The organism is Clostridioides sp. ZZV15-6598 (genome assembly GCF_020657705.1).
GTDB classification, from domain to species: domain Bacteria; phylum Bacillota; class Clostridia; order Peptostreptococcales; family Peptostreptococcaceae; genus Clostridioides; species Clostridioides difficile_F.
The window spans coordinates 23,839-44,296 of sequence record NZ_JAGWCS010000023.1; the positions used below are offsets into that span (position 1 = coordinate 23,839).

22 protein-coding genes are annotated in these 20,458 nt (G+C 29.6%); 18 read left to right on the top strand and 4 right to left on the bottom strand.

Going from position 1 to position 20,458, the window contains the following annotated elements:
• Positions 1 to 433 precede the first annotated feature (433 nt).
• The 9 genes from hadA to KGF50_RS06800 all read left to right on the top strand — a co-directional run bounded on the left by hadA (position 434) and on the right by KGF50_RS06800 (position 10,005).
• On the top strand, positions 434 to 1,633 hold the full coding sequence (hadA, locus tag KGF50_RS06765) for an isocaprenoyl-CoA:2-hydroxyisocaproate CoA-transferase HadA (RefSeq protein WP_227847368.1): 1,200 nt from the start codon (positions 434 to 436) through the stop codon (positions 1,631 to 1,633).
• Positions 1,634 to 1,671: 38 nt separating this feature from the next.
• A complete protein-coding gene (gene hadI, locus KGF50_RS06770; protein WP_227847369.1) occupies positions 1,672 to 2,472 on the top strand; it encodes a 2-hydroxyisocaproyl-CoA dehydratase activator HadI in 801 nt (266 codons plus the stop codon).
• 14 nt (positions 2,473 to 2,486) lie between these two features.
• Positions 2,487 to 3,713, top strand: a complete 1,227-nt coding sequence (gene hadB, locus KGF50_RS06775) for a (R)-2-hydroxyisocaproyl-CoA dehydratase subunit HadB (RefSeq protein WP_169468259.1) — start codon at positions 2,487 to 2,489, stop codon at positions 3,711 to 3,713.
• Entirely contained in the window at positions 3,713 to 4,840 is a 1,128-nt protein-coding gene (gene hadC, locus KGF50_RS06780) for a (R)-2-hydroxyisocaproyl-CoA dehydratase subunit beta (RefSeq protein WP_227847370.1), read from the top strand. The genes hadB and hadC overlap by 1 nt, the downstream gene beginning before the upstream one ends.
• Positions 4,841 to 4,887: 47 nt before the next feature.
• Positions 4,888 to 6,021, top strand: coding sequence for a putative isocaproyl-CoA dehydrogenase AcdB (gene acdB / locus KGF50_RS06785; RefSeq protein WP_227847371.1), 1,134 nt, complete (start codon positions 4,888 to 4,890; stop codon positions 6,019 to 6,021).
• Between the two features lie 32 nt (positions 6,022 to 6,053).
• Positions 6,054 to 6,839 (top strand): electron transfer flavoprotein subunit beta, encoded by a 786-nt coding sequence (gene etfB, locus KGF50_RS06790; protein WP_227829325.1) that lies wholly within the window; start codon positions 6,054 to 6,056, stop codon positions 6,837 to 6,839.
• A gap of 18 nt (positions 6,840 to 6,857) precedes the next feature.
• A complete protein-coding gene (locus tag KGF50_RS06795) occupies positions 6,858 to 7,895 on the top strand; it encodes an electron transfer flavoprotein subunit alpha/FixB family protein (protein ID WP_227847372.1) in 1,038 nt (345 codons plus the stop codon).
• Positions 7,896 to 8,246: 351 nt separating this feature from the next.
• Complete coding sequence (locus KGF50_RS22320) at positions 8,247 to 8,381, top strand: hypothetical protein (protein ID WP_255654787.1); 135 nt, start codon at positions 8,247 to 8,249, stop codon at positions 8,379 to 8,381.
• Positions 8,374 to 10,005 (top strand): sigma 54-interacting transcriptional regulator, encoded by a 1,632-nt coding sequence (locus KGF50_RS06800; RefSeq protein WP_227847373.1) that lies wholly within the window; start codon positions 8,374 to 8,376, stop codon positions 10,003 to 10,005. The genes KGF50_RS22320 and KGF50_RS06800 overlap by 8 nt, the downstream gene beginning before the upstream one ends.
• Positions 10,006 to 10,207: 202 nt before the next feature.
• On the opposite strand, the gene fba is transcribed toward KGF50_RS06800, so the two are convergent.
• Positions 10,208 to 11,134: a class II fructose-1,6-bisphosphate aldolase gene (gene fba / locus KGF50_RS06805; protein ID WP_227847374.1), complete on the bottom strand. Its 927-nt coding sequence runs from the start codon at positions 11,132 to 11,134 to the stop codon at positions 10,208 to 10,210.
• A 204-nt stretch (positions 11,135 to 11,338) separates the two neighbouring features.
• On the opposite strand from fba, the gene KGF50_RS06810 reads away from it, so the two are divergent.
• From KGF50_RS06810 to rlmD, 3 genes are all read left to right on the top strand, one after another.
• Positions 11,339 to 11,668 (top strand): DUF1904 domain-containing protein, encoded by a 330-nt coding sequence (locus tag KGF50_RS06810; protein WP_227847375.1) that lies wholly within the window; start codon positions 11,339 to 11,341, stop codon positions 11,666 to 11,668.
• The gene (locus KGF50_RS06815; RefSeq protein ID WP_227847376.1) at positions 11,668 to 12,390 is read left to right on the top strand and encodes a pseudouridine synthase; all 723 of its coding nucleotides are present in this window, start codon (positions 11,668 to 11,670) and stop codon (positions 12,388 to 12,390) included. The genes KGF50_RS06810 and KGF50_RS06815 overlap by 1 nt, the downstream gene beginning before the upstream one ends.
• 131 nt (positions 12,391 to 12,521) lie before the next feature.
• Positions 12,522 to 13,877 carry a 23S rRNA (uracil(1939)-C(5))-methyltransferase RlmD gene (gene rlmD, locus KGF50_RS06820; RefSeq protein WP_227847377.1) on the top strand — a complete coding sequence of 452 codons (1,356 nt, stop codon included), beginning with the start codon at positions 12,522 to 12,524 and terminating at the stop codon, positions 13,875 to 13,877.
• 81 nt (positions 13,878 to 13,958) lie between these two features.
• Here rlmD and KGF50_RS06825 read toward each other — a convergent pair whose 3' ends face one another.
• Complete coding sequence (locus KGF50_RS06825; protein ID WP_227847378.1) at positions 13,959 to 15,086, bottom strand: site-specific integrase; 1,128 nt, start codon at positions 15,084 to 15,086, stop codon at positions 13,959 to 13,961.
• Between the two features lie 292 nt (positions 15,087 to 15,378).
• On the opposite strand from KGF50_RS06825, the gene KGF50_RS22470 reads away from it, so the two are divergent.
• Positions 15,379 to 16,941: a cell wall-binding repeat-containing protein gene (locus tag KGF50_RS22470; RefSeq protein WP_413926801.1), complete on the top strand. Its 1,563-nt coding sequence runs from the start codon at positions 15,379 to 15,381 to the stop codon at positions 16,939 to 16,941.
• 15 nt (positions 16,942 to 16,956) lie between these two features.
• On the opposite strand, the gene KGF50_RS06835 is transcribed toward KGF50_RS22470, so the two are convergent.
• On the bottom strand, positions 16,957 to 17,193 hold the full coding sequence (locus tag KGF50_RS06835) for a helix-turn-helix domain-containing protein (RefSeq protein ID WP_227847379.1): 237 nt from the start codon (positions 17,191 to 17,193) through the stop codon (positions 16,957 to 16,959).
• A 630-nt stretch (positions 17,194 to 17,823) separates the two neighbouring features.
• Here KGF50_RS06835 and KGF50_RS06840 point away from each other — a divergent pair.
• Positions 17,824 to 17,961 carry a hypothetical protein gene (locus tag KGF50_RS06840; RefSeq protein WP_227847380.1) on the top strand — a complete coding sequence of 46 codons (138 nt, stop codon included), beginning with the start codon at positions 17,824 to 17,826 and terminating at the stop codon, positions 17,959 to 17,961.
• 28 nt (positions 17,962 to 17,989) lie between these two features.
• On the opposite strand, the gene KGF50_RS06845 is transcribed toward KGF50_RS06840, so the two are convergent.
• Positions 17,990 to 18,382 (bottom strand): helix-turn-helix domain-containing protein, encoded by a 393-nt coding sequence (locus KGF50_RS06845; protein WP_227847381.1) that lies wholly within the window; start codon positions 18,380 to 18,382, stop codon positions 17,990 to 17,992.
• Positions 18,383 to 18,569: 187 nt separating this feature from the next.
• Between KGF50_RS06845 and KGF50_RS06850 the strand changes: the two genes are divergently transcribed.
• From KGF50_RS06850 to KGF50_RS06865, 4 genes are read left to right on the top strand one after another with little or no spacing between them, the layout of a single operon-like run.
• Positions 18,570 to 18,764: a helix-turn-helix domain-containing protein gene (locus KGF50_RS06850; protein WP_227847382.1), complete on the top strand. Its 195-nt coding sequence runs from the start codon at positions 18,570 to 18,572 to the stop codon at positions 18,762 to 18,764.
• Positions 18,765 to 18,810: 46 nt separating this feature from the next.
• Complete coding sequence (locus KGF50_RS06855; RefSeq protein WP_227847383.1) at positions 18,811 to 19,602, top strand: phage antirepressor KilAC domain-containing protein; 792 nt, start codon at positions 18,811 to 18,813, stop codon at positions 19,600 to 19,602.
• A gap of 35 nt (positions 19,603 to 19,637) precedes the next feature.
• On the top strand, positions 19,638 to 19,892 hold the full coding sequence (locus KGF50_RS06860) for a hypothetical protein (RefSeq protein ID WP_227847384.1): 255 nt from the start codon (positions 19,638 to 19,640) through the stop codon (positions 19,890 to 19,892).
• A gap of 38 nt (positions 19,893 to 19,930) precedes the next feature.
• Positions 19,931 to 20,287 carry a hypothetical protein gene (locus KGF50_RS06865; protein WP_227847385.1) on the top strand — a complete coding sequence of 119 codons (357 nt, stop codon included), beginning with the start codon at positions 19,931 to 19,933 and terminating at the stop codon, positions 20,285 to 20,287.
• Positions 20,288 to 20,458 lie beyond the last annotated feature (171 nt).

Sequence of the window (20,458 nt, forward strand, 5' to 3'; positions counted from 1 at the left end):
TAACTTGCTGATTAATTACAATGATAACATGTGTTTTTGAGTTTAGCAATGAAAATTTTTTTTGAAATGTCAAGCTTTTTCATAAAAAAATATATAAAAAAAACTTTTATATGCATGGAAAAAATAGCAAAATGCAATGGAGAGTTGCATAATGCCACGAAATGAAATTAATAATGCAATTGCATATTGTTAAAAAACATTCAAATCAAGCGATATTTTGATTAAATATAAAGTTGGCACGATAAATGCTTAACAATATAGGTGTAAGACAATAAAAAATATAAAAAATAATCAATAATAACTTTTAATAATTTTATAAGTTATCTTAATAAGATTAGGAACTTTGACATCAAATAGTTAATATCAGAAAAAAGTACTTTATGTGTGATTTAATTGAATTTTTATAATTGATACTATTAAGGAGGAAAACGTTATGCTTTTAGAAGGAGTTAAGGTAGTAGAACTTTCAAGTTTCATCGCAGCACCATGTTGTGCAAAAATGTTAGGTGACTGGGGTGCAGAAGTTATTAAAGTTGAGCCTATAGAAGGTGATGGAATAAGAGTTATGGGTGGAACATTTAAATCTCCAGCATCAGATGATGAAAACCCTATGTTTGAATTAGAAAATGGAAATAAGAAGGGTGTAAGTATTAATATAAAATCAAAAGAAGGAATAGAAATATTACATAAATTAATATCAGAAGCAGACATATTTGTAACTAATGTTAGAGTTCAAGCATTAGAAAAGATGGGTATAGCTTATGACCAAATAAAAGATAAATATCCAGGATTAATATTTGCTCAAATATTAGGATATGGAGAAAAAGGACCTTTAAAAGATAAACCAGGATTTGACTATACTGCATACTTTGCAAGAGGAGGAGTTAGCCAATCTGTAATGGAAAAAGGAACATCTCCAGCAAATACAGCAGCAGGATTTGGTGACCACTATGCAGGTTTAGCATTAGCAGCAGGAAGTTTAGCAGCATTACATAAAAAAGGAAAAACTGGTATAGGTGAAAGAGTAACAGTAAGTCTTTTCCATACAGCTATATATGGAATGGGAACAATGATAACAACAGCACAATACGGAAATGAAATGCCTTTATCAAGAGAAAATCCAAACAGTCCATTAATGACTACATATAAATGTAAAGATGGAAGATGGATTCAATTAGCTTTAATACAATACAACAAGTGGTTAGGCAAATTCTGTAAGGTTATAAATAGAGAATATATATTAGAAGATGACAGATACAACAACATAGATTCAATGGTTAATCATATTGAAGGCTTAGTTAAGATAGTTGGAGAAGCTATGTTAGAAAAAACATTAGATGAATGGTCAGTTCTATTAGAAGAAGCAGACTTACCATTTGAAAAAATCCAAAGCTGTGAAGATTTACTAGATGATGAACAAGCTTGGGCAAATGACTTCTTATTTAAGAAGAAATATGATAGTGGAAATACAGGTGTTTTAGTTAATACTCCAGTTATGTTTAGAAATGAAGGAATAAAAGATTATACACCAGCACCAAAAGTAGGGGAACATACTATAGAAGTATTAAAAACTTTAGGCTACGACGAATCAAAAATAAATAACTTAAAAGAAGATAAAGTTGTAAGATACTAATTAGTATTTCTAGATTTTGGGAAAGGAGAATACTAAAGATGTATACAATGGGATTAGATATAGGTTCAACTGCATCAAAGGGAGTAATTTTAAAAGATGGAGAGGATATTGTGGCTTCAGCCACTATATCTTCTGGTACTGGGACTACTGGACCATCAAGAGTTTTGGAAAAATTGTATAGTGAGTCAGGTCTTGCAAGAGAAGACATTGAAAAAATAGTAGTTACAGGATATGGGAGAATGAAATATTCTGATGCTGACAAACAGATAAGTGAGTTAAGTTGTCATGCTAGAGGAGTAAACTTCATAATTCCAGAGACAAGAACCATTATTGATATAGGCGGTCAAGATGCTAAAGTACTAAAGTTAGATAAGAATGGAAGATTACTAAACTTTCTTATGAATGACAAATGTGCTGCAGGTACAGGAAGATTTTTAGATGTAATGGCAAAAATAATAGAGGTTGATGTATCTGAACTCGGAAGTATATCTATGAATTCTCAAAATGAAGTATCAATAAGCAGTACATGCACAGTGTTTGCAGAATCTGAAGTTATATCACACTTATCAGAAAATGCAAAAATTGAAGATATAGTAGCAGGTATTCATACTTCAGTAGCAAAAAGAGTTTCTAGCCTAGTAAAAAGAGTAGGAGTACAAAGAAATGTAGTAATGGTTGGTGGAGTTGCCAGAAATAGCGGTATTGTAAGAGCCATGGCAAGAGAAATTAATACAGAAATTATTGTACCTGATATACCTCAATTAACTGGTGCTTTAGGAGCGGCATTATATGCTTTTGATGAAGCAAAAGAATCACAAAAAGAAGTGAAAAATATATAAAAAGAGGGATGACAATGTCTGAAAAAAAAGAAGCTAGAGTAGTAATAAACGATTTATTAGCTGAACAATATGCAAATGCATTTAAAGCTAAAGAAGAAGGAAGACCTGTAGGTTGGTCAACATCAGTATTTCCTCAAGAATTAGCAGAAGTATTTGACTTAAATGTATTATATCCAGAAAATCAAGCAGCTGGGGTAGCGGCTAAAAAAGGTTCTTTAGAATTATGTGAAATGGCTGAATCTAAAGGATATTCTATCGACCTATGTGCATATGCAAGAACAAACTTTGGTCTTTTAGAAAATGGTGGATGTGAAGCTTTAGATATGCCAGCTCCAGATTTCCTACTTTGCTGTAACAATATATGTAATCAAGTTATAAAATGGTATGAAAATATTTCAAGAGAATTAGATATACCTTTAATAATGATTGATACAACTTTCAATAATGAAGATGAAGTAACTCAATCAAGAATAGATTATATAAAAGCTCAATTTGAAGAAGCTATAAAACAATTAGAAATTATATCAGGGAAGAAATTTGACCCTAAGAAATTTGAAGAAGTAATGAAAGTATCAGCTGAAAACGGAAGACTATGGAAATATTCTATGAGTTTACCAGCAGATTCTTCTCCTTCACCAATGAATGGATTTGATTTATTTACTTACATGGCTGTAATAGTTTGTGCTAGAGGTAAAAAAGAAACTACAGAAGCATTTAAATTACTTATAGAAGAGTTAGAAGACAACATGAAAACTGGAAAATCTTCTTTCAGAGGAGAAGAAAAATATAGAATAATGATGGAAGGTATACCTTGCTGGCCATATATTGGATATAAAATGAAAACATTAGCTAAATTTGGAGTTAACATGACAGGTAGTGTTTACCCACATGCTTGGGCATTACAATATGAAGTTAATGATTTAGATGGAATGGCAGTAGCATACAGTACTATGTTTAACAATGTAAACTTAGACCGTATGACAAAATATAGAGTTGATTCTTTAGTAGAGGGTAAATGTGATGGAGCATTCTATCATATGAACAGAAGTTGTAAACTTATGAGTTTAATACAATATGAAATGCAAAGAAGAGCAGCTGAAGAAACTGGATTACCATATGCTGGATTTGATGGTGACCAAGCAGACCCTAGAGCCTTTACTAATGCTCAATTTGAAACAAGAATTCAAGGTTTAGTTGAAGTAATGGAAGAAAGAAAAAAACTTAATAGAGGTGAGATATAATGGAAGCTATTTTATCTAAAATGAAAGAAGTAGTTGAAAATCCAAATAAGGCTGTAAAAGAATATAAAAATGCAACTGGCAAAAAAGCTATAGGTTGTTTCCCAGTTTATTGCCCAGAAGAAATTATACATGCAGCTGGAATGCTTCCAGTTGGTATATGGGGAGGACAAACAGAATTAGATTTAGCTAAACAATATTTCCCTGCATTTGCATGTTCAATAATGCAATCATGTCTAGAATATGGATTAAAAGGTGCATATGATGAATTATCTGGAGTTATTATACCAGGTATGTGTGACACATTAATTTGTTTAGGACAAAACTGGAAATCAGCAGTACCTCACATAAAATATATATCATTAGTACACCCACAAAACAGAAAACTTGAAGCTGGTGTAAAATACCTAATCAGTGAGTACAAAGGTGTAAAAAGAGAACTTGAAGAAATATGTGGTTATGAAATAGAAGAAGCAAAAATTCATGAAAGTATAGAAACTTACAATGAACATAGAAAAACTATGAGAGACTTTGTTGAAGTAGCTTACAAACATTCTAATACTATAAAACCATCAATAAGAAGCTTAGTAATTAAAAGTGGATTCTTTATGAGAAAAGAAGAACACACTAAATTAGTAAAAGATTTAATAGCAAAATTAAACACAATGCCAGAAGAAGTCTGTTCTGGAAAGAAAGTTTTATTGACAGGTATATTAGCAGATTCTAAAGATATATTAGATATTTTAGAAGACAATAATATAGCAGTAGTAGCTGATGATTTAGCTCAAGAAACAAGACAATTCAGAACAGATGTGCCTGCAGGTGATGATGCATTAGAAAGATTAGCAAGACAATGGTCAAACATAGAAGGTTGTTCATTAGCTTATGACCCTAAGAAAAAACGTGGGTCACTTATAGTGGATGAAGTTAAAAAGAAAGATGTAGATGGTGTTATCTTCTGTATGATGAAATTCTGTGACCCAGAAGAATACGATTATCCTTTAGTTAAGAAAGATATAGAAGATAGTGGAATACCTACTTTATATGTTGAAATCGACCAACAAACTCAGAATAATGAACAAGCAAGAACTCGTATTCAAACTTTTGCAGAGATGATGAGTTTAGCTTAAGTTCATTAAAATAAATTTACTATAAAATATGAAAATTGGAGGAAGCTATGTTATATAACAAAGAGCAAGAACTTTTAAGAAAAGCAGTAAGAGATTTTGTTAGTAAAGAATTAGATACTTTACCAGCAGAAATGGATAAAACAGGTGTAATGCCTAAGGAATTAATCAAAAAATTAGCTGAAACAAAATTTATAAGCAGTAATATCCCAGAAGAATATGGTGGTGGGGGAGCAGGATATGTTTCTTATGCTATCATAATGGAAGAAATAGCTAGAAGATGTGCTTCAACAGCTACATTCGTTACAGCTGGTTCTTCTCTTGCTACATTACCAATACTTTACAATGGTACTGAAGAGCAAAAACAAAAATACTTAAGAGGTTTAGCAACAGGTGAGTTAATAGGAGCATTTGGTTTAACTGAGCCAGGAGCTGGTTCTGATGCTGGTGGACAACAAACTACAGCAGAATTAGTAGGAGACCACTACATATTAAATGGTAGAAAAACTTTCATAACTAATGGACCATTCTGCGACATAGCTATAGTAATAGCAGTTACAGATAGATCTAAAGGTCTTAGAGGAACATCAGCATTTATAGTAGAAAGCAAATGGGATGGTTTCTCAACAGGAGCTCATGAAGATAAGATGGGTATAAGAGGAACTGAAACTTCTGACTTAATATTTGAAAATGTTAAAGTTCCAAAAGAAAACCTTATAGGAAAAGAAGGTAATGGATTTAAAATAGCAATGGGTACTTTAGAAGTAGGTAGAATAGGTGTTGCTGCCTTAGCTCTAGGAATTGCTCAAGGTGCTTTAGATGAAGCTGTTAAATATACAAAACAAAGAGTTCAATTTGGTAAGCCTATAGCTAAATTCCAAAATACTCAATTTACTATAGCTGATATGGAAACAAAAGTTTGTGCAGCTAGAGGATTAGTTTATGATGCAGCACAAAAGAGAGATGCAGGGATGAGAGTTGCTCAAGAATCTGCTATGGCTAAATACTATGCAGCAGAAGTTGCAAATGAAGTTGCTTATAAAGCATTACAACTTCATGGTGGATATGGATTCATAAAAGATTATGAAATCGAAAGAATGTACAGAGATGCTAGAATCGTATCAATATACGAAGGAACATCAGAAGTTCAAAAAATGGTAATTTCATCAAACATATTAAAATAATAAATAATCTAATGAAATTGGAGGTATAGACTTTGAAAATATTAGTTTGCGTAAAACAAGTTCCAGATACTAACGAAGTAAGAATAAATAAAGAAACAGGTACTCTTATAAGAGATGGAGTTCCAAGTATATTAAACCCAGATGATGCAAATGCACTAGAGGAAGCTTTAAAAATTAAAGATGAGCATGATGATGTAACTATAACAGTTATAACAATGGGACCTCCTCAAGCAGATTTTATGCTAAGAGAATGTTTAGCTATGGGGGCTGATGATGCAATATTATTAAGTGATAGAGCATTTGGAGGAGCTGATACTTGGGCTACATCAAATACTATCGCAGCAGGAATATCTAAAATAGGTGACTATGATATAATATTTGCAGGAAGACAAGCAATAGATGGAGATACTGCACAAGTTGGACCACAAATTGCAGAAAAACTAGACATTCCTCAAGTTACATATGTACAAGACTTCAAAATAGAAGGAAAAGACATAATAGTTCAAAGACAATTAGAAGATGGATATGAATTAATTAAAGTAAGTACACCTGTACTTTTAACAGCAGTAAAAGAATTAAATGCACCTAGATATATGTCTGTTGATAAAATAGTTAAAGCATATAAACATGATGTAAAAGTTTGGACAATTGATGATTTAGACGTAAATAAAGAAGAAGTTGGCTTAAAAGCATCACCAACTAAAGTATTTAGATCATTTACTCCTGAGCCAAGAGGAAAAGGAGAAATCTTAGAAGGTAAAGCTGATGAAATAGCTAACAAAATAATAATAGGTCTAAAACAAAAGCATATTATATAAGTTGGAGGAGTACAAACTATGAATGATATAAAAGATTTAAGTTCTTATAAAAATGTATGGATATTTGCAGAGCAAAGAGATGGAAAAATAACTCCAGTAGTTATCGAATTATTAGGAGAAGGAAGAAAATTAGCTAAAGAAGTAGATGCAGAACTTTGTGCAGTATTATTAGGAAAAGATGTTGATGGATTAGCTAAAGAATTAATTTCTTATGGAGCTGATAAAGTTTATGTTGCAGACGATGCTCTTTTAGAAAAATATACAACTGATGCATATACAAAAGTAATAAAAGATGCAATAGATGAAATAAAACCAGAAATAATGCTTTTCGGAGCAACTCATATAGGTAGAGACTTAGCACCTAGAATAGCTTCAAGAGTAGGAACTGGATTAACAGCAGACTGTACTAAATTAGAAATAGACCCAGAAGATAAGAAAATAAAACAAACTCGTCCAGCATTTGGTGGAAACATAATGGCTACAATCATTTGTCCAAACCATAGACCTCAAATGTCTACAGTTAGACCTGGTGTTATGGATAAAGCTGAAAAAGACGAAACAAGAACTGGTGAAGTTATAGCATTAGATTACAAAATAACTCAAGATGATATAAGAACTACTGTTTTAGAAACAGTTAAGAGTAAAAAAGATTTAGTATCTCTTACAGATGCAAATGTTATAGTATCAGGTGGTCTAGGATTAGGTGGACCTGAAGGATTTGAAATGCTTAAACAATTAGCTGACAAATTAGGTGGAGTAGTTGGTTCTTCTCGTGCTGCTGTAGATGCTGGATGGATAGACCATTCTCACCAAGTAGGTCAAACAGGAACTACTGTTAAACCAAACCTATACATAGCTTGTGGTATATCAGGAGCAATACAACATTTAGCAGGTATGCAATCATCAGATTTCATAATTGCTATAAACAAAAACCCAGCAGCTCCAATATTAGAAATTGCTGATTATGGAGTAGTTGGAGACTTACATGAAATAGTTCCAATGCTTATAGAAAAATTAGATAGCGTTGATGATTTATTAGAAGCTATAAAAGCTTAATAGGTAACAAGTACCTAAATATTACTGATGAAATAAGCCTTATTAGTTAGTAGCATAAATATTATTACATAATATAGTTATTGCTAAATCGTATTTGTCAGTTATTAAAAAGTCTGTTTGAATAAAATTTTATAATACAAGATATCTAGATAATCCTTATATGTATATTACTTACAAAATGTGAGTCGTATTCTATAAGGATTATCTTTATTTTCAAAAATAAGTATTAATTTTAATTAAATTGTGTTAAATAGACAAATAATTACCGAATATGTGATAAAATACAATTAAAAGCAAAATGAAATTTTTAACAAACTATGACCATTAAAATTATCTGTAGGTTGTATTTTAATGAAAGAAGATATTAAAAAAAAGACAAATAAGGAGTTGGTTGTATGTGCTAATAGTATTTATTGTAAGCAAACAATAAATTTTGTATGTAGTTCAATAAATTACTTAATGAAAGGTGCGAATATTGATGGATAATAATTTGATAGGGCTTATAGAACATGTAGAAAATCCAGTTATTTTATGCAAAGAGTCAGGCGAAATAATATATTGTAATCATCTAATAGATAATATTTTTAGCTTTCTCGATATAAAAAGACCTAAAAATATCAATGAATTAGATTCAAATTTTGACAAAAAAGACATACTGGTAAATGATAAAAAGAAAATAGCTTTTAGAGAATTAAGAATGACTGCACATATTTATAATATGAAAGATAATGATAATGAAAATAACATAGTTTATTTATTTGAGAAGTCTGTAATATCTGACAAAATAGTTGAGGATATAATAGAACATATAGATGAAGTTGTCGTTGTATTTAACAAAGATGGGGTAATTGAAAAGATGAATACTGTCAGTGATGAGATTTTACCTTTTAAAAGAACTGAAGTACTTGGTAGAAATATAACAGATCTTGTCAGACAAGGGTTAGTTGAGGAACCAATAATATTAAATATGCTTAAGGTAAAGAAAAAGATTTATAGAAATATTGTTTATCCTGATGGAAAACTTATTGCCTATACAGCTGTTCCAAGATGGGACTCAAAAGGAAAACTTACAGGGGGAGTACTTACAGGAAGGGATATATCAAGAGTTATTAAACTTGAATCTCAGATAAGATATAGTGATGTATCAGAAGATACAGAGTATATAAGCCAAAGTAAGACTATGGACAATATAAAAAAAGTTGTCAAGAGAGCTGCAGCATCAGATTCTTCTATATTTATAAATGGAGAATCAGGTGTAGGAAAAGAAATTATAGCTAGGACAATATATAAGTATAGTTCAAGAAGGGAAAAGCCTTTTATAGCTATAAACTGTGGGGCCATACCAAATGAATTATTAGAATCAGAGTTTTTTGGATATGAAGAAGGTTCTTTTACTGGAGCTAAGAAAAAAGGTAAAAAAGGACTTTTTGAAGAAGCAAATGGTGGAACTATATTCTTGGATGAAATAGGTGAACTGCCAATGCAAATGCAAAAAAAATTACTTAGAGTTATACAAGAAAATACAATTACTAGAATTGGTGGAAGTAAACCTATAAAGATAGATGTTAGATATATAAGCGCCACTAATATTTCTCATGAGGACCTTAGAAACAACCTCAAATTTAGACAAGATTTGTACTATAGACTGAGTGTTATTCCAGTAAAGATACCACCACTTAGAGAAAGAAAAGAAGATATAGTTCCATTAGTGGACTATTTCTTAAAACTTTATAATGATAAGTACAATAGAGAAGTAGAAGTTTCACCTAAGGTTATTGAATTATTGGAAGAATACTCTTGGCCAGGAAATATAAGAGAGTTAAAAAATATTATTGAAAGATTTGTAGTATTATCAGCCAAAAACGTAATTGGAGAAGATGAATTTAATATGCTTATAAATCTGGATATGATTGATAGCGAATCAGATGATTTATCACCAATAGTGGTAAATGGAATTATGAATCTGAATGATGCATATAAAATGGTAGACCAAATAATGATAAGTAAAGCTATAAATAAATATGGGTCAATAACAAAGGCAGCAGAAGTGATAGGAATATATCCTTCTACAATACATAGAAAGATAAAAAGCGGATATATTCGTGTTTAGTAAATAAGTTAATAGAGTAATTTGAATAGCTATAAGATAATTTTTTTAATGTGTAATATACTATAAACTTATGTGTATTAATTTTATAAACTAAGATATTTGTAAATACATAACCATATATACAACTTAAAAGAGATGGCTTAAAAATAATTTTAATTATTCTAAGTCATCTCTTTTCTTTTATAAATATTTAAAAGTTATATTAGTTTATAGAGTTAGCAGAACCTAAAACATCATCTATTTTACCTTCAACTACAGCTTGTATAGCATCTCTACCAGCACCAATGTATTTTCTTGGATCAAATTCTTTTGGATTTTCAGCTAAGAATTTTCTAACAGCAGCAGTCATAGCTAGTCTTAAGTCAGTATCCATGTTTATTTTACAAACAGCCATAGAAGATGCTTTTCTTAACATGTCTACAGGTACACCTTTAGCTCCAGCTATATTTCCACCAAATTCATTACATGTAGCAACAGCGTTTTGGTCAACAGCAGATGCACCATGAAGAACTATTGGGAAACCTGGTAATTTGCTTTGGATTTCTTCTAGTATGTCGAATCTTAATTTAGCTTCTCCTTTGAATTTGAAAGCACCATGAGAAGTTCCTATAGCTATAGCTAATGAATCAACTCCTGTTCTTTCAACGAATTCAACTGCTTCAGCAGGTTGAGTATATTTATGAACATCAGAAGTAACATCATCTTCTGTTCCAGCTAAAACACCAAGTTCTGCTTCAACAACAACACCTTTAGAGTGTGCATATTCAACAGCTTCTTTAGTTATTTTAACATTTTCTTCAAAGTCAAAATGAGATCCATCTATCATAACTGAAGAGAAACCAGCATCAATACAAGTTTTAATAGCATCCATATTTGGACCATGATCTAAGTGAAGAGCTACATCTACACCTATTTCATCAGAAGCAGCTTTAACCATCTCAACTAAAGTGTGAGGTCCAGCATATTTAACAGCTGACATAGAAGCTTGTATCATAACATAAGAATTTTTAGCTTTAGCAGCCTTTAAAACACCTTGTAATTGTTCTAAGTCACTTATGTTAAATGCACCTATAGCAAATCCACCTTCGTAAGCTTTTTTAAACATTTCTTTTGTAGTAATTAATGCCATTTTAAACTCCTCCTATTAACTTTTAAAATTTACCCATCACTTATATTATAACGTTAAATTAAAAAAAGTATATAGTAAATTGTAATAACTATAAATTACAAGTATAATATTAAATAGAAGATAATAGGATTAGGTAGAATAATAAAGAATAGAAATGATTTAGGAAGAATTAAAATAAAGAAGGGTTAAAATAAAGGAGTTAATATGCCACAGATAAAGATAAGAGGAATTAATGAAAATGATATATGTAAAATAAGTGAAAAAATGATAGATGATTTAGTTGAAGCTGTAAAATGTCCAAGAGATTACTTTGAGATAGAATGTATAAAATCAGTTGCAATAAGAGATGGTAAAATAGCAGAAGTGTATCCATTTGTTGAGATAGCATGGTTTGATAGGGGACAAGAAGTACAAGATACAGTAGCAAGAATAATAACTGATAGTATAAGAAATAATTTAGATGTAGAAAGTATGGATTTAGCATTTACACTATTTGAAAAAGAAAAATATTATGAGAATGGAGAACATTTTTAATGGCTAAGAAGCAACGTATAGATAAAATTCTTTCAAACTTAGGTTATGGAAGTAGAAGCGAGATAAAGAAATACTGTAAGCAAGGGTCTGTAGTAGTAAATGGAAGTGACGTTTCAAATCCAGGAACTCAAGTAGATACTGAAAACGATGAAATATTATTCAATGGAGAAGAAGTTATCTATAGAGAATATATATATTTAATGATGAATAAACCGGATGGATATATATCAGCAACTACGGATAAATACGACCCAACAGTTTTAGATTTGATTGATGTATCATACTTAGCATTTGAGCCGTTTCCTGTTGGAAGATTAGACAAAGATACAGAGGGATTATTAGTTTTAACTAATGATGGGAAGCTTTCTCACAGAGTTTTATCTCCTAAAAAGCATGTGCCTAAGACTTATTATGCAAAAATTGATGGAATCGTGACTGAAAAAGATATAGAAGCTTTTGCAGAAGGAGTAGTACTTGATGATGGGTACAAAACTATGGCATCTCAGTTAAAAATATTAAAGAGTGATGAGGAATCAGAGATAGAACTTACAATACATGAAGGGAAATTTCACCAAGTTAAAAGAATGTTTGAAAGTGTAGATAAAAAAGTAGTATACTTAAAAAGATTGTCTATGGGTAATTTAAAGTTGGATGAGAGTTTAGAGTTAGGTGAATATAGAGAGTTGACAGATGAAGAAGTAAAGCTGATTGAAGAAAGATAAGTAATTTAAATATAATACCATAAGATATTAATATAGAAAAATAAGTTTTTTTGAAAGAGCTTAGGCAAGTAATAAGACATTAACATAGAGTAAAACCGCAAATTATAATACAGTAAATTGGAGGAACGTTTGTGAAGAAAAAGGATATTATAGAATTTGAAGTAGATAAAATGGATTTTGGAGGTACATCCTTAAGCCAAGTTGGAGATAGAGTTATCCATATGAAGGGCGGAATAAGTGGTCAAAAGGTAAAAGCTGCTGTTAAAAAAGTTAGAAGCAAAAAAGCAGAAGTTAAGATGATGGAATTGCTTGAACATTCACCACTTGAAACCGAAACACCTTGTAAGCACTTTAGAGAATGTGGAGGATGTACATTACTATCAGTGCCATACGAAAAGCAGTTAGAAATAAAAGAAAAACAAGTTATGGATTTATTTTTAAAGCAAGACTTATTTGGATTTCAATTTTTAGGAATAGAAGGAAGTCCTGAAAACAAGTACTATAGAAATAAAATGGAATATACTTTTGGGGATGAAGTAAAAAATGGACCTTTAACATTAGGACTTCATAAAAAAGGAAAGCATATAGATATACAAACTGTTGAAGAATGTATGTTAGTTGATGAAGACTTTTCAAAAGTATTAGTATCTAGTGTAGAGTTTTTCAATGAAAAAAATCTTCCTTATTATAGAACAATGAATCACAAGGGATATTTAAGACATTTTGTAGTTAGAACAGGTATTCATACTAATGAGATTATGGTTAATATAGTTACTTCTTCTCAGGAAGATTTTAATATGAATGAATTTAAGGACATGCTTTTAGGACTTAATTTAAAAGCTGAGTTGGTAGGTGTACTTCATACTATTAATGATGGTCTAGCAGATGCTGTTCAATGTGATGAGTTAAGAGTTTTATATGGAAGAGATTATATACAAGAGGAGATTTTAGGACTTAAATTTAAGATTTCTCCATTTTCATTTTTCCAAACTAATACTAAAGGAGCAGAGGTTCTTTATAGTATTGCTAGGGATTTTATTGGAAATTACAATGATAAGGTTGTATTTGATTTATATAGTGGGACTGGGTCTATTGGACAGGTTATGGCTGGTGCAGCTAAGAAGGTGTATGGTATTGAAATAGTTGAAGAAGCAGTTGTTGCGGCTAATGAAAATGCCAAATTAAATGGGCTTACTAATTGTGAGTTTATTGCTGGAGATGTTGCTAAGGTTGTTAAAGATTTGAAGGATAAGCCTGATTTAATCATTGTTGACCCTCCTAGACCAGGTATTCATAAGGATGCTATTAGGGATATTTGTGGATTTGATGCGGAGGAGATTGTTTATATTTCTTGCAATCCTAAGTCTTTGGTTGTTGATTTGGTTGATTTTAAGAGTTATGGTTATGAGATTAAGTTGGTTAAGTGTATGGATATGTTCCCTAATACACCACATTGCGAGACTGTAGTTAAACTTATTAGAAAATAACAGGGTTTTAGCTGTTTGAATGATGTTATAAAGATGTATTTGCCACCGATTTGCCACCGTAATTACTTTTCGGTGGCAAATTTATTCTACAATGCTTTCAAAAATATTTACTGTTTGGTTTCTCATGTTGTTAGTTACATGTGAATATGTATCCATAGTTGTTGATATTTTAGCATGTCCTAATCTATGCTGTATGTCTTTTATGTTTGCGCCATTTTCTAACAACATAGTAGCATGTGTATGTCTTAAACTGTGAAAATTAAAATCTATGCCAAGTTCGTAGTTAGCAACTCTGCTTAAATATTTTAAACTATTTGTTGTTACATGCTCACCCATTTCTTTTGTACATACAAAGTTAGAGTCTATATACCATTCACCATATTTTAATTTCATCTCTTTTTGTAACCTTTTATGCTCTTTTAAGATTTTTGTTAATGTATCTCCAATATTTATTTTTCTATAAGAACTTTCTGTTTTTGGTGTACCTAATTCAAAGCCTTCTTTTCCTCTGCTTATTAAAGTGTGCCTAACATTTATAATTTTATTTTCTAGGTCTATATCCTCCCATTGTAAAGCAGTTACTTCACCACCACGTATTCCAGTATTGAATGCTATTTGTAGAGGCACATAAAAACTAGACCCTTGCGGGAATCTTTCTAAGATTCTATTAAAATCTTTTAAACTTATAATTTTCAAATCACTTTTTTTATTTTCTTGCATTTTGGGCATATGTACATATTGCATAGGATTTTCTTTTATAAATTTAAATGGGTATACAGCAGATTTTAAAGCTCCACTTAAAACACCATAAAAATTATTGATAGAATTTTTGCTAAGACCAAATCTTGACTTATCATTTAAAAATTTCTGTAATATAGCAGGGTTAAGATTTTTTAGTTTGTACTTGCCTAAGCCTGGCTTCAAATGATTTCTTATTATTTTTTCATAGTTTTTTTGTGTGCCATATTTACAATTTAATAAAACGTATTCTTTGTACCAAAAGTCCAAAAAATCAGAAAAACTCATTTCATTATCTGAAAATAATTGACCTTCATTTTCAAACTCACTTAGAGCATCTCTTAAAGCTTTTTCAGCTTCTTTTTTAGTTTTACCACCAACTCTTTCTATCTTTTTTCTTTTACCATTAACAGTACCTAAATCAAAGTAGTAATACCATTTTTCCCCACGTTTTCTTACTCCACCTTTCATGAAAATTTCTCCTCTCAAAATTAAATAGTCAGAGTATTCAACTCTAATTATATTATAACAATTAAAGATACTTTAAAAGATACATATATTAAAAATAGGTATATGGAAAATAATAACATAAATTTTAATTGATACAATTTTTAAATTATAGAGAATAAGATTATAAAAAAATGATTTATTCAAACGTTACTTAATGTCGTTAAATGAGTAGAAATAGTTTGTACTTTCGACAACATATAATATATTTTTGTTATACAATTTAATTGAGTGATATGAAAAAGGGGGAGATATTGTGAAATCAAAGAAATTATTAACAATAGGGTTATCTTTATCTATGTTTATTGCTAGTTGCCCTATATCTGCAAATGCTCTTGATAAAGTTGAATCAATTAAAGGTGCAGATAAATATGAAACTGCTGGTATAATTGCAGATAAGCAAAACTATACTACAGCTATATTAATTAATGCAGACAGTACAATGGCTGATGGATTAAGTGCAAGTGGACTTGCAGGAGCTACAAACGCTCCAATTCTTTTAACTAAGAAAAATAATATACCTAATGCAACTCTTAAAAGAGTAGAAAAAGCTAAAAAGGTATACATAATAGGTGGAGAAAGTTCTATTGATAAAGCAACAGAAATTTTTCTGAAAGATAAAGGAATAGAAACTAAAAGGCTTCAAGGTAGTGATAGGATTAAGACAAGTTATAATGTAGCAAAAGAAATAGGGACTATCAATAAGGTTAGTAAAGTTATATTAACTAATGCTTTCAAAGGCGAACCTGATGCAATGAGTGCTGCATCTGTAGCTGTTAGAGATAAAGCACCTATAGTATTAACTGATGGGAAAAGTGTACCATTTAACACTACTGGAATAGAAAGTTATGCAATAGGTGGTACTTCATCAATGAGTGATAAACTAGTTAATGATACTAATTCAACTAGATTAGGTGGTACAGATAGATACGATACTAATAAGAAGATAGTAAATAAGTTCTATAATGGCGCAAAAGAATTTTATATAGCTAGTGGGACTGATTTAGTTTATGCTTTAGTTGCTTCATCAATGGCTAAAAATACTCCAATAGTTTTAGTTGATTATGGAAGCGATAAAGGTATTTTAACTAATGCAACTAAAATAACAGCAGTAGGGAATTTATCCGAAGAAATTAAACAACAATGTTTAAATTCGAATTCAAAAGTATTAAGAGATATTTTAGGTGTTTGGAATGAAGAAAGTTATAGCGGGTATTCAATATTTGGTATAACAGATAGTACAATAGGTGGAAATCGTTATGATATATTATCTATAAATGAAAAAGAGAAAAGCATTGAAATAAATGTACATTATCAAGATGGAGATTGGAAGCATGTTATAAAATCAGAGAATAGTAATGAAATTTGGTTTTACACTTACAATGAAGTAAACGATAATTTTTCTGGTGGTGTACCATATCAAAGATTATATAGCTTTGATAATTCTGATACTATTTATAAAAATAGTGACTATGGATTTAGTTTAAGAATACCAAAGAATTGGGATGGAAAATATAAAATTAATGCATCAAAAGTCTCACATTATAACGGTTCAGAGGCAAATATAGATTTTGATTATATAAAAAATGGCAAAGTATATGATAACCTTTTTACTATATATGTTTTTGAAAAAGGATATGTGCGTGATTCAGATGATGAATTAGTTTATATGGGAACAACAAAAAATAAAACACTGTATTTTGAGATAGATGGAGACCCTTCTGTAGAAGCTTTAGAAAACGAAAATGTTTTAAATGAACTTATTAAAATGAATAAAGAAGCAATGCGTGTATGTAATAGTTTGAATTTGCTATATTAACAATATAAAAATAGACTAGTATTTAACTAGTCTATTTTTTTCTTTTCTTTTTCTCAATTCTTCCATTATGAATATTGCTGCTATTATTAAATAGTTAACCTCTAAACCGATTGCTAAGTCAACTATTGTAGTAACAGTTACATTTTTATAATTACCTTTCTCTAATTTAGATATATAACTTTTGTTATAATTAATTTTTTCTGCTAACTCTAATTGTGTTAAATGTCTCATTTTTCTCAGTTGTCTTAACATAAAATTAAATCACCTTTTAATATATTTTTTAGTAAATTCAGATAATTATATTATGTGCATTTTTAAGGGGAAAAGTTTCCTATTAGTCGATTTTTTTGTTGGAAATTTGTGCTAAAATATAAGTAAGAAATAACTCTATCTAGCTAGAGGAAAATAGAAAGTAATAGAATTTATTTTATAATTAAATTTTTAGGGAGTTGTGGAAACTGTAATAAATTGTAATAAAAAAATTAAAATTAAAATTATGAAAAAATAAATTAGTCAAACTAAATAAAATTAGTGATAATACAGATAGTACGAGATAAAAAAGATAATATGAAACACTTAAGAACATATGAAATAAAAAATAGAAGTAGATTTTTAAAATAAAAATTAAAATCTATATGTTAGTTAAGTTGCAAGAAAATATATAAATATATTTACAAAATATTTTTTAAAAGTTTTAAGTATTATATGTGTTAAAATAAATATAATCAAATTTATAAGTTAATGAATTTTTATAACTTTTTTGCGAACGTAAGTTCTGGGGGATATAAATTATATTATTATAAAAAGAAGGTGATTAGCTAAATATTTTACATACTTGAGAGGTAAAGAATAAATATTATAAATTATAAGAGGGTGACGTAAGTGGGAGATTCAGATTGTTCTAAAATATTAAAATTTTATGAAATTATGAAGAGATTAGAAACTATTGATGAAACTAAATTTTATAATTGCAAAGAAGAAATAAAATCAGAGCTTAAAAATATAAAAAAAGAGGGTTGAATCCTCTTTTTTTATATTTTATATATTTTTATTCTTTATTTTTAGTGTTTTGCTCTTCTAAAAAAAGTTTTGCTATTTTTAAAGCTTTGTTTTTAGAATCATCATCAAGTTCGCTAAAAATATTAAGTATTTCTTTCATATCATCAGAAGGATTTAACTTTTCAATGAGCTCTTTTTCTGTGATATTAGAAATATTAATTTTGATATTAGTTCTACCTAATAAATAGTCAGTTGATATATCTAAAGTATCAGCTATATGTCTTACAACATCAAGTGCTGGGCTTCTTTTACCAGTTTCATATCCGTTATAAGTATTTGCTGGTAAACTTAATTTATTAGCCATCTCTTTTTGCATTAAACCAAGCTCTTCTCTCTCTTCTCTTAATCTTCTAGAAAATATATTACTTTCATCTTTGCACATTGTAATTCTCCCCCTCTTAAAAGCTATAACGAATTCAGTTATCTTTATATTACTATAAAATACGCGTTTTGTGATTTTAATTCGCGAAAAGGAAGAAAAAAATGAAAAATAGATTGACAATTCACAAAATGAGGGGTAATATATAATTATAGAAACTTCAAATTGAGAATAAAAGGAGTGATATATATTGAAAAATTATATTTTGAAATCTCTTAGAGTAAGACAAGGATTGAGACAAAGAGATTTAGCAAAAATATTGGGAATGAATCCCAACACTTACTCAAGTAAAGAAAATGGCGATAGGCGATTCACAGTAAGTGAAGCAATGAAAATATCAGATTTTTTTAATACAGATGTAAAAGATATTTTTTTAAATAAATAATTCGCAAAATGTGAATAAAAATAAAAAAACAAGGAGGTTGGCAGGTGTGAATAACTTACAAATATTTGAAAAGATGGAGTTTGGACAAATAAGAATGGCTGAGGTTGATGGGAAACCATATTTTGTTGCAACAGATATAGCCAAATGCTTAGGATATATAAATACAAGTAAAGCAATAAATGACCATTGTAGGTGGGTAACAAAAAGTTATATACCTCATCCGCAAAACGAAAATAAGGTATTAGAAGTAAATGCAATACCCGAAAGCGACATGTATAGATTGATTGTAAATAGTAAATTACAAAATGCTGAAAAATTTGAGAGTTGGGTATTTGATGAAGTTTTACCAACAATTCGTAAAACTGGTGGTTATATACATACAACAGAAGATATGTCAGATGATGAAATAATGGCAAGAGCATTGCAAGTGGCTCAAAAGACAATAGAAAAGAAAAGCAGAGAAATAGAAGAAAAAGATAAGGTAATTCAGTTACAACAACCAAAAGTACTTTTCGCCGATTCTGTAGCATCATCTACTGATTCTATACTAGTTGGAGAACTAGCTAAATTACTTAAACAAAATGGAATTGATACAGGTGAGAAAAGATTATTTACATGGTTAAGAGATAATGGTTATTTAATAAAACGCAAAGGCGAGGATTACAATACACCAACTCAAAAAAGTGTGAATTTAGGGGTTATAGAAACCAAAGAAGGTACAAGAGTTCATCCGAATGGATATATAAGTGTAACTAAAACACCAAAAATTACTGGGAAGGGTCAAGTTTATTTCATTAATAAGTTTAAAAGTAACAAACAATTATCAATGTTAAGTTAGAACTTTGAAAATTAAAAATTATGGAGGTAATAACAATGAATGAAGATATATTCTATGGTATAAAAAATACTCTTGATGAAATATCAGAGGTTCAGATTAAAAATAAACAAGGAGTGTTAAAAGAAGTAGGAATGTTAATAAGTGATGATGATAACTCTTGTATTACTCATTGTTTAGATGAAGATTTAATTAAGTTTTACATAGAAGATGAAGAAGTATTGACAATAGATAAAGATAATCACTTATTATACATGCTTGATGCACTATTTTATAACTTTCTTGATAAATGATAAATACAGAATATTCTTGAAATGGTGGTGATTAAAATATGGAAAATTTAAATCTTGGAGAACTTTTTAATGAAAGCATTAAAACAATAATACTACAAGAAGTAAAAAATGCAAAAAAAGAAATAGAAAAAGAAATTAGTCAAGAAAAAATAGTTCTATTGATGCAAAGAGGGTATCCAAACGAACTACTTTCTACAAGAGTATCAAGAGAACGATTAAGTGTAGGGACTGAGACATTGAAAGACTTAATTGATTTGAACTTGATTCCTATTATAAAGAATAAAAAAAAGATTAAGATTTCTTCTTATGACTTAGATGACTTTATAGAGAAGTATAAAAATCAAGATTTAAAAGAAGTGATAGAGGAAGCTAGAAATAGAAAGGGGGTGATTTAGTTGAGTGTAAAGGTGCTAATAGATTATGTACAGTTCTGTAAGCAATATAATAAGAAAGCAAGTTTCGAAGGACTTAAAAAATACAATAAGGAGATAGTGATATGAAAATACTTGAAGTAAAATTTCCTACAGAAGCGCTTAAAGTAGGCAAAGCAATAAGAGTAACATGTG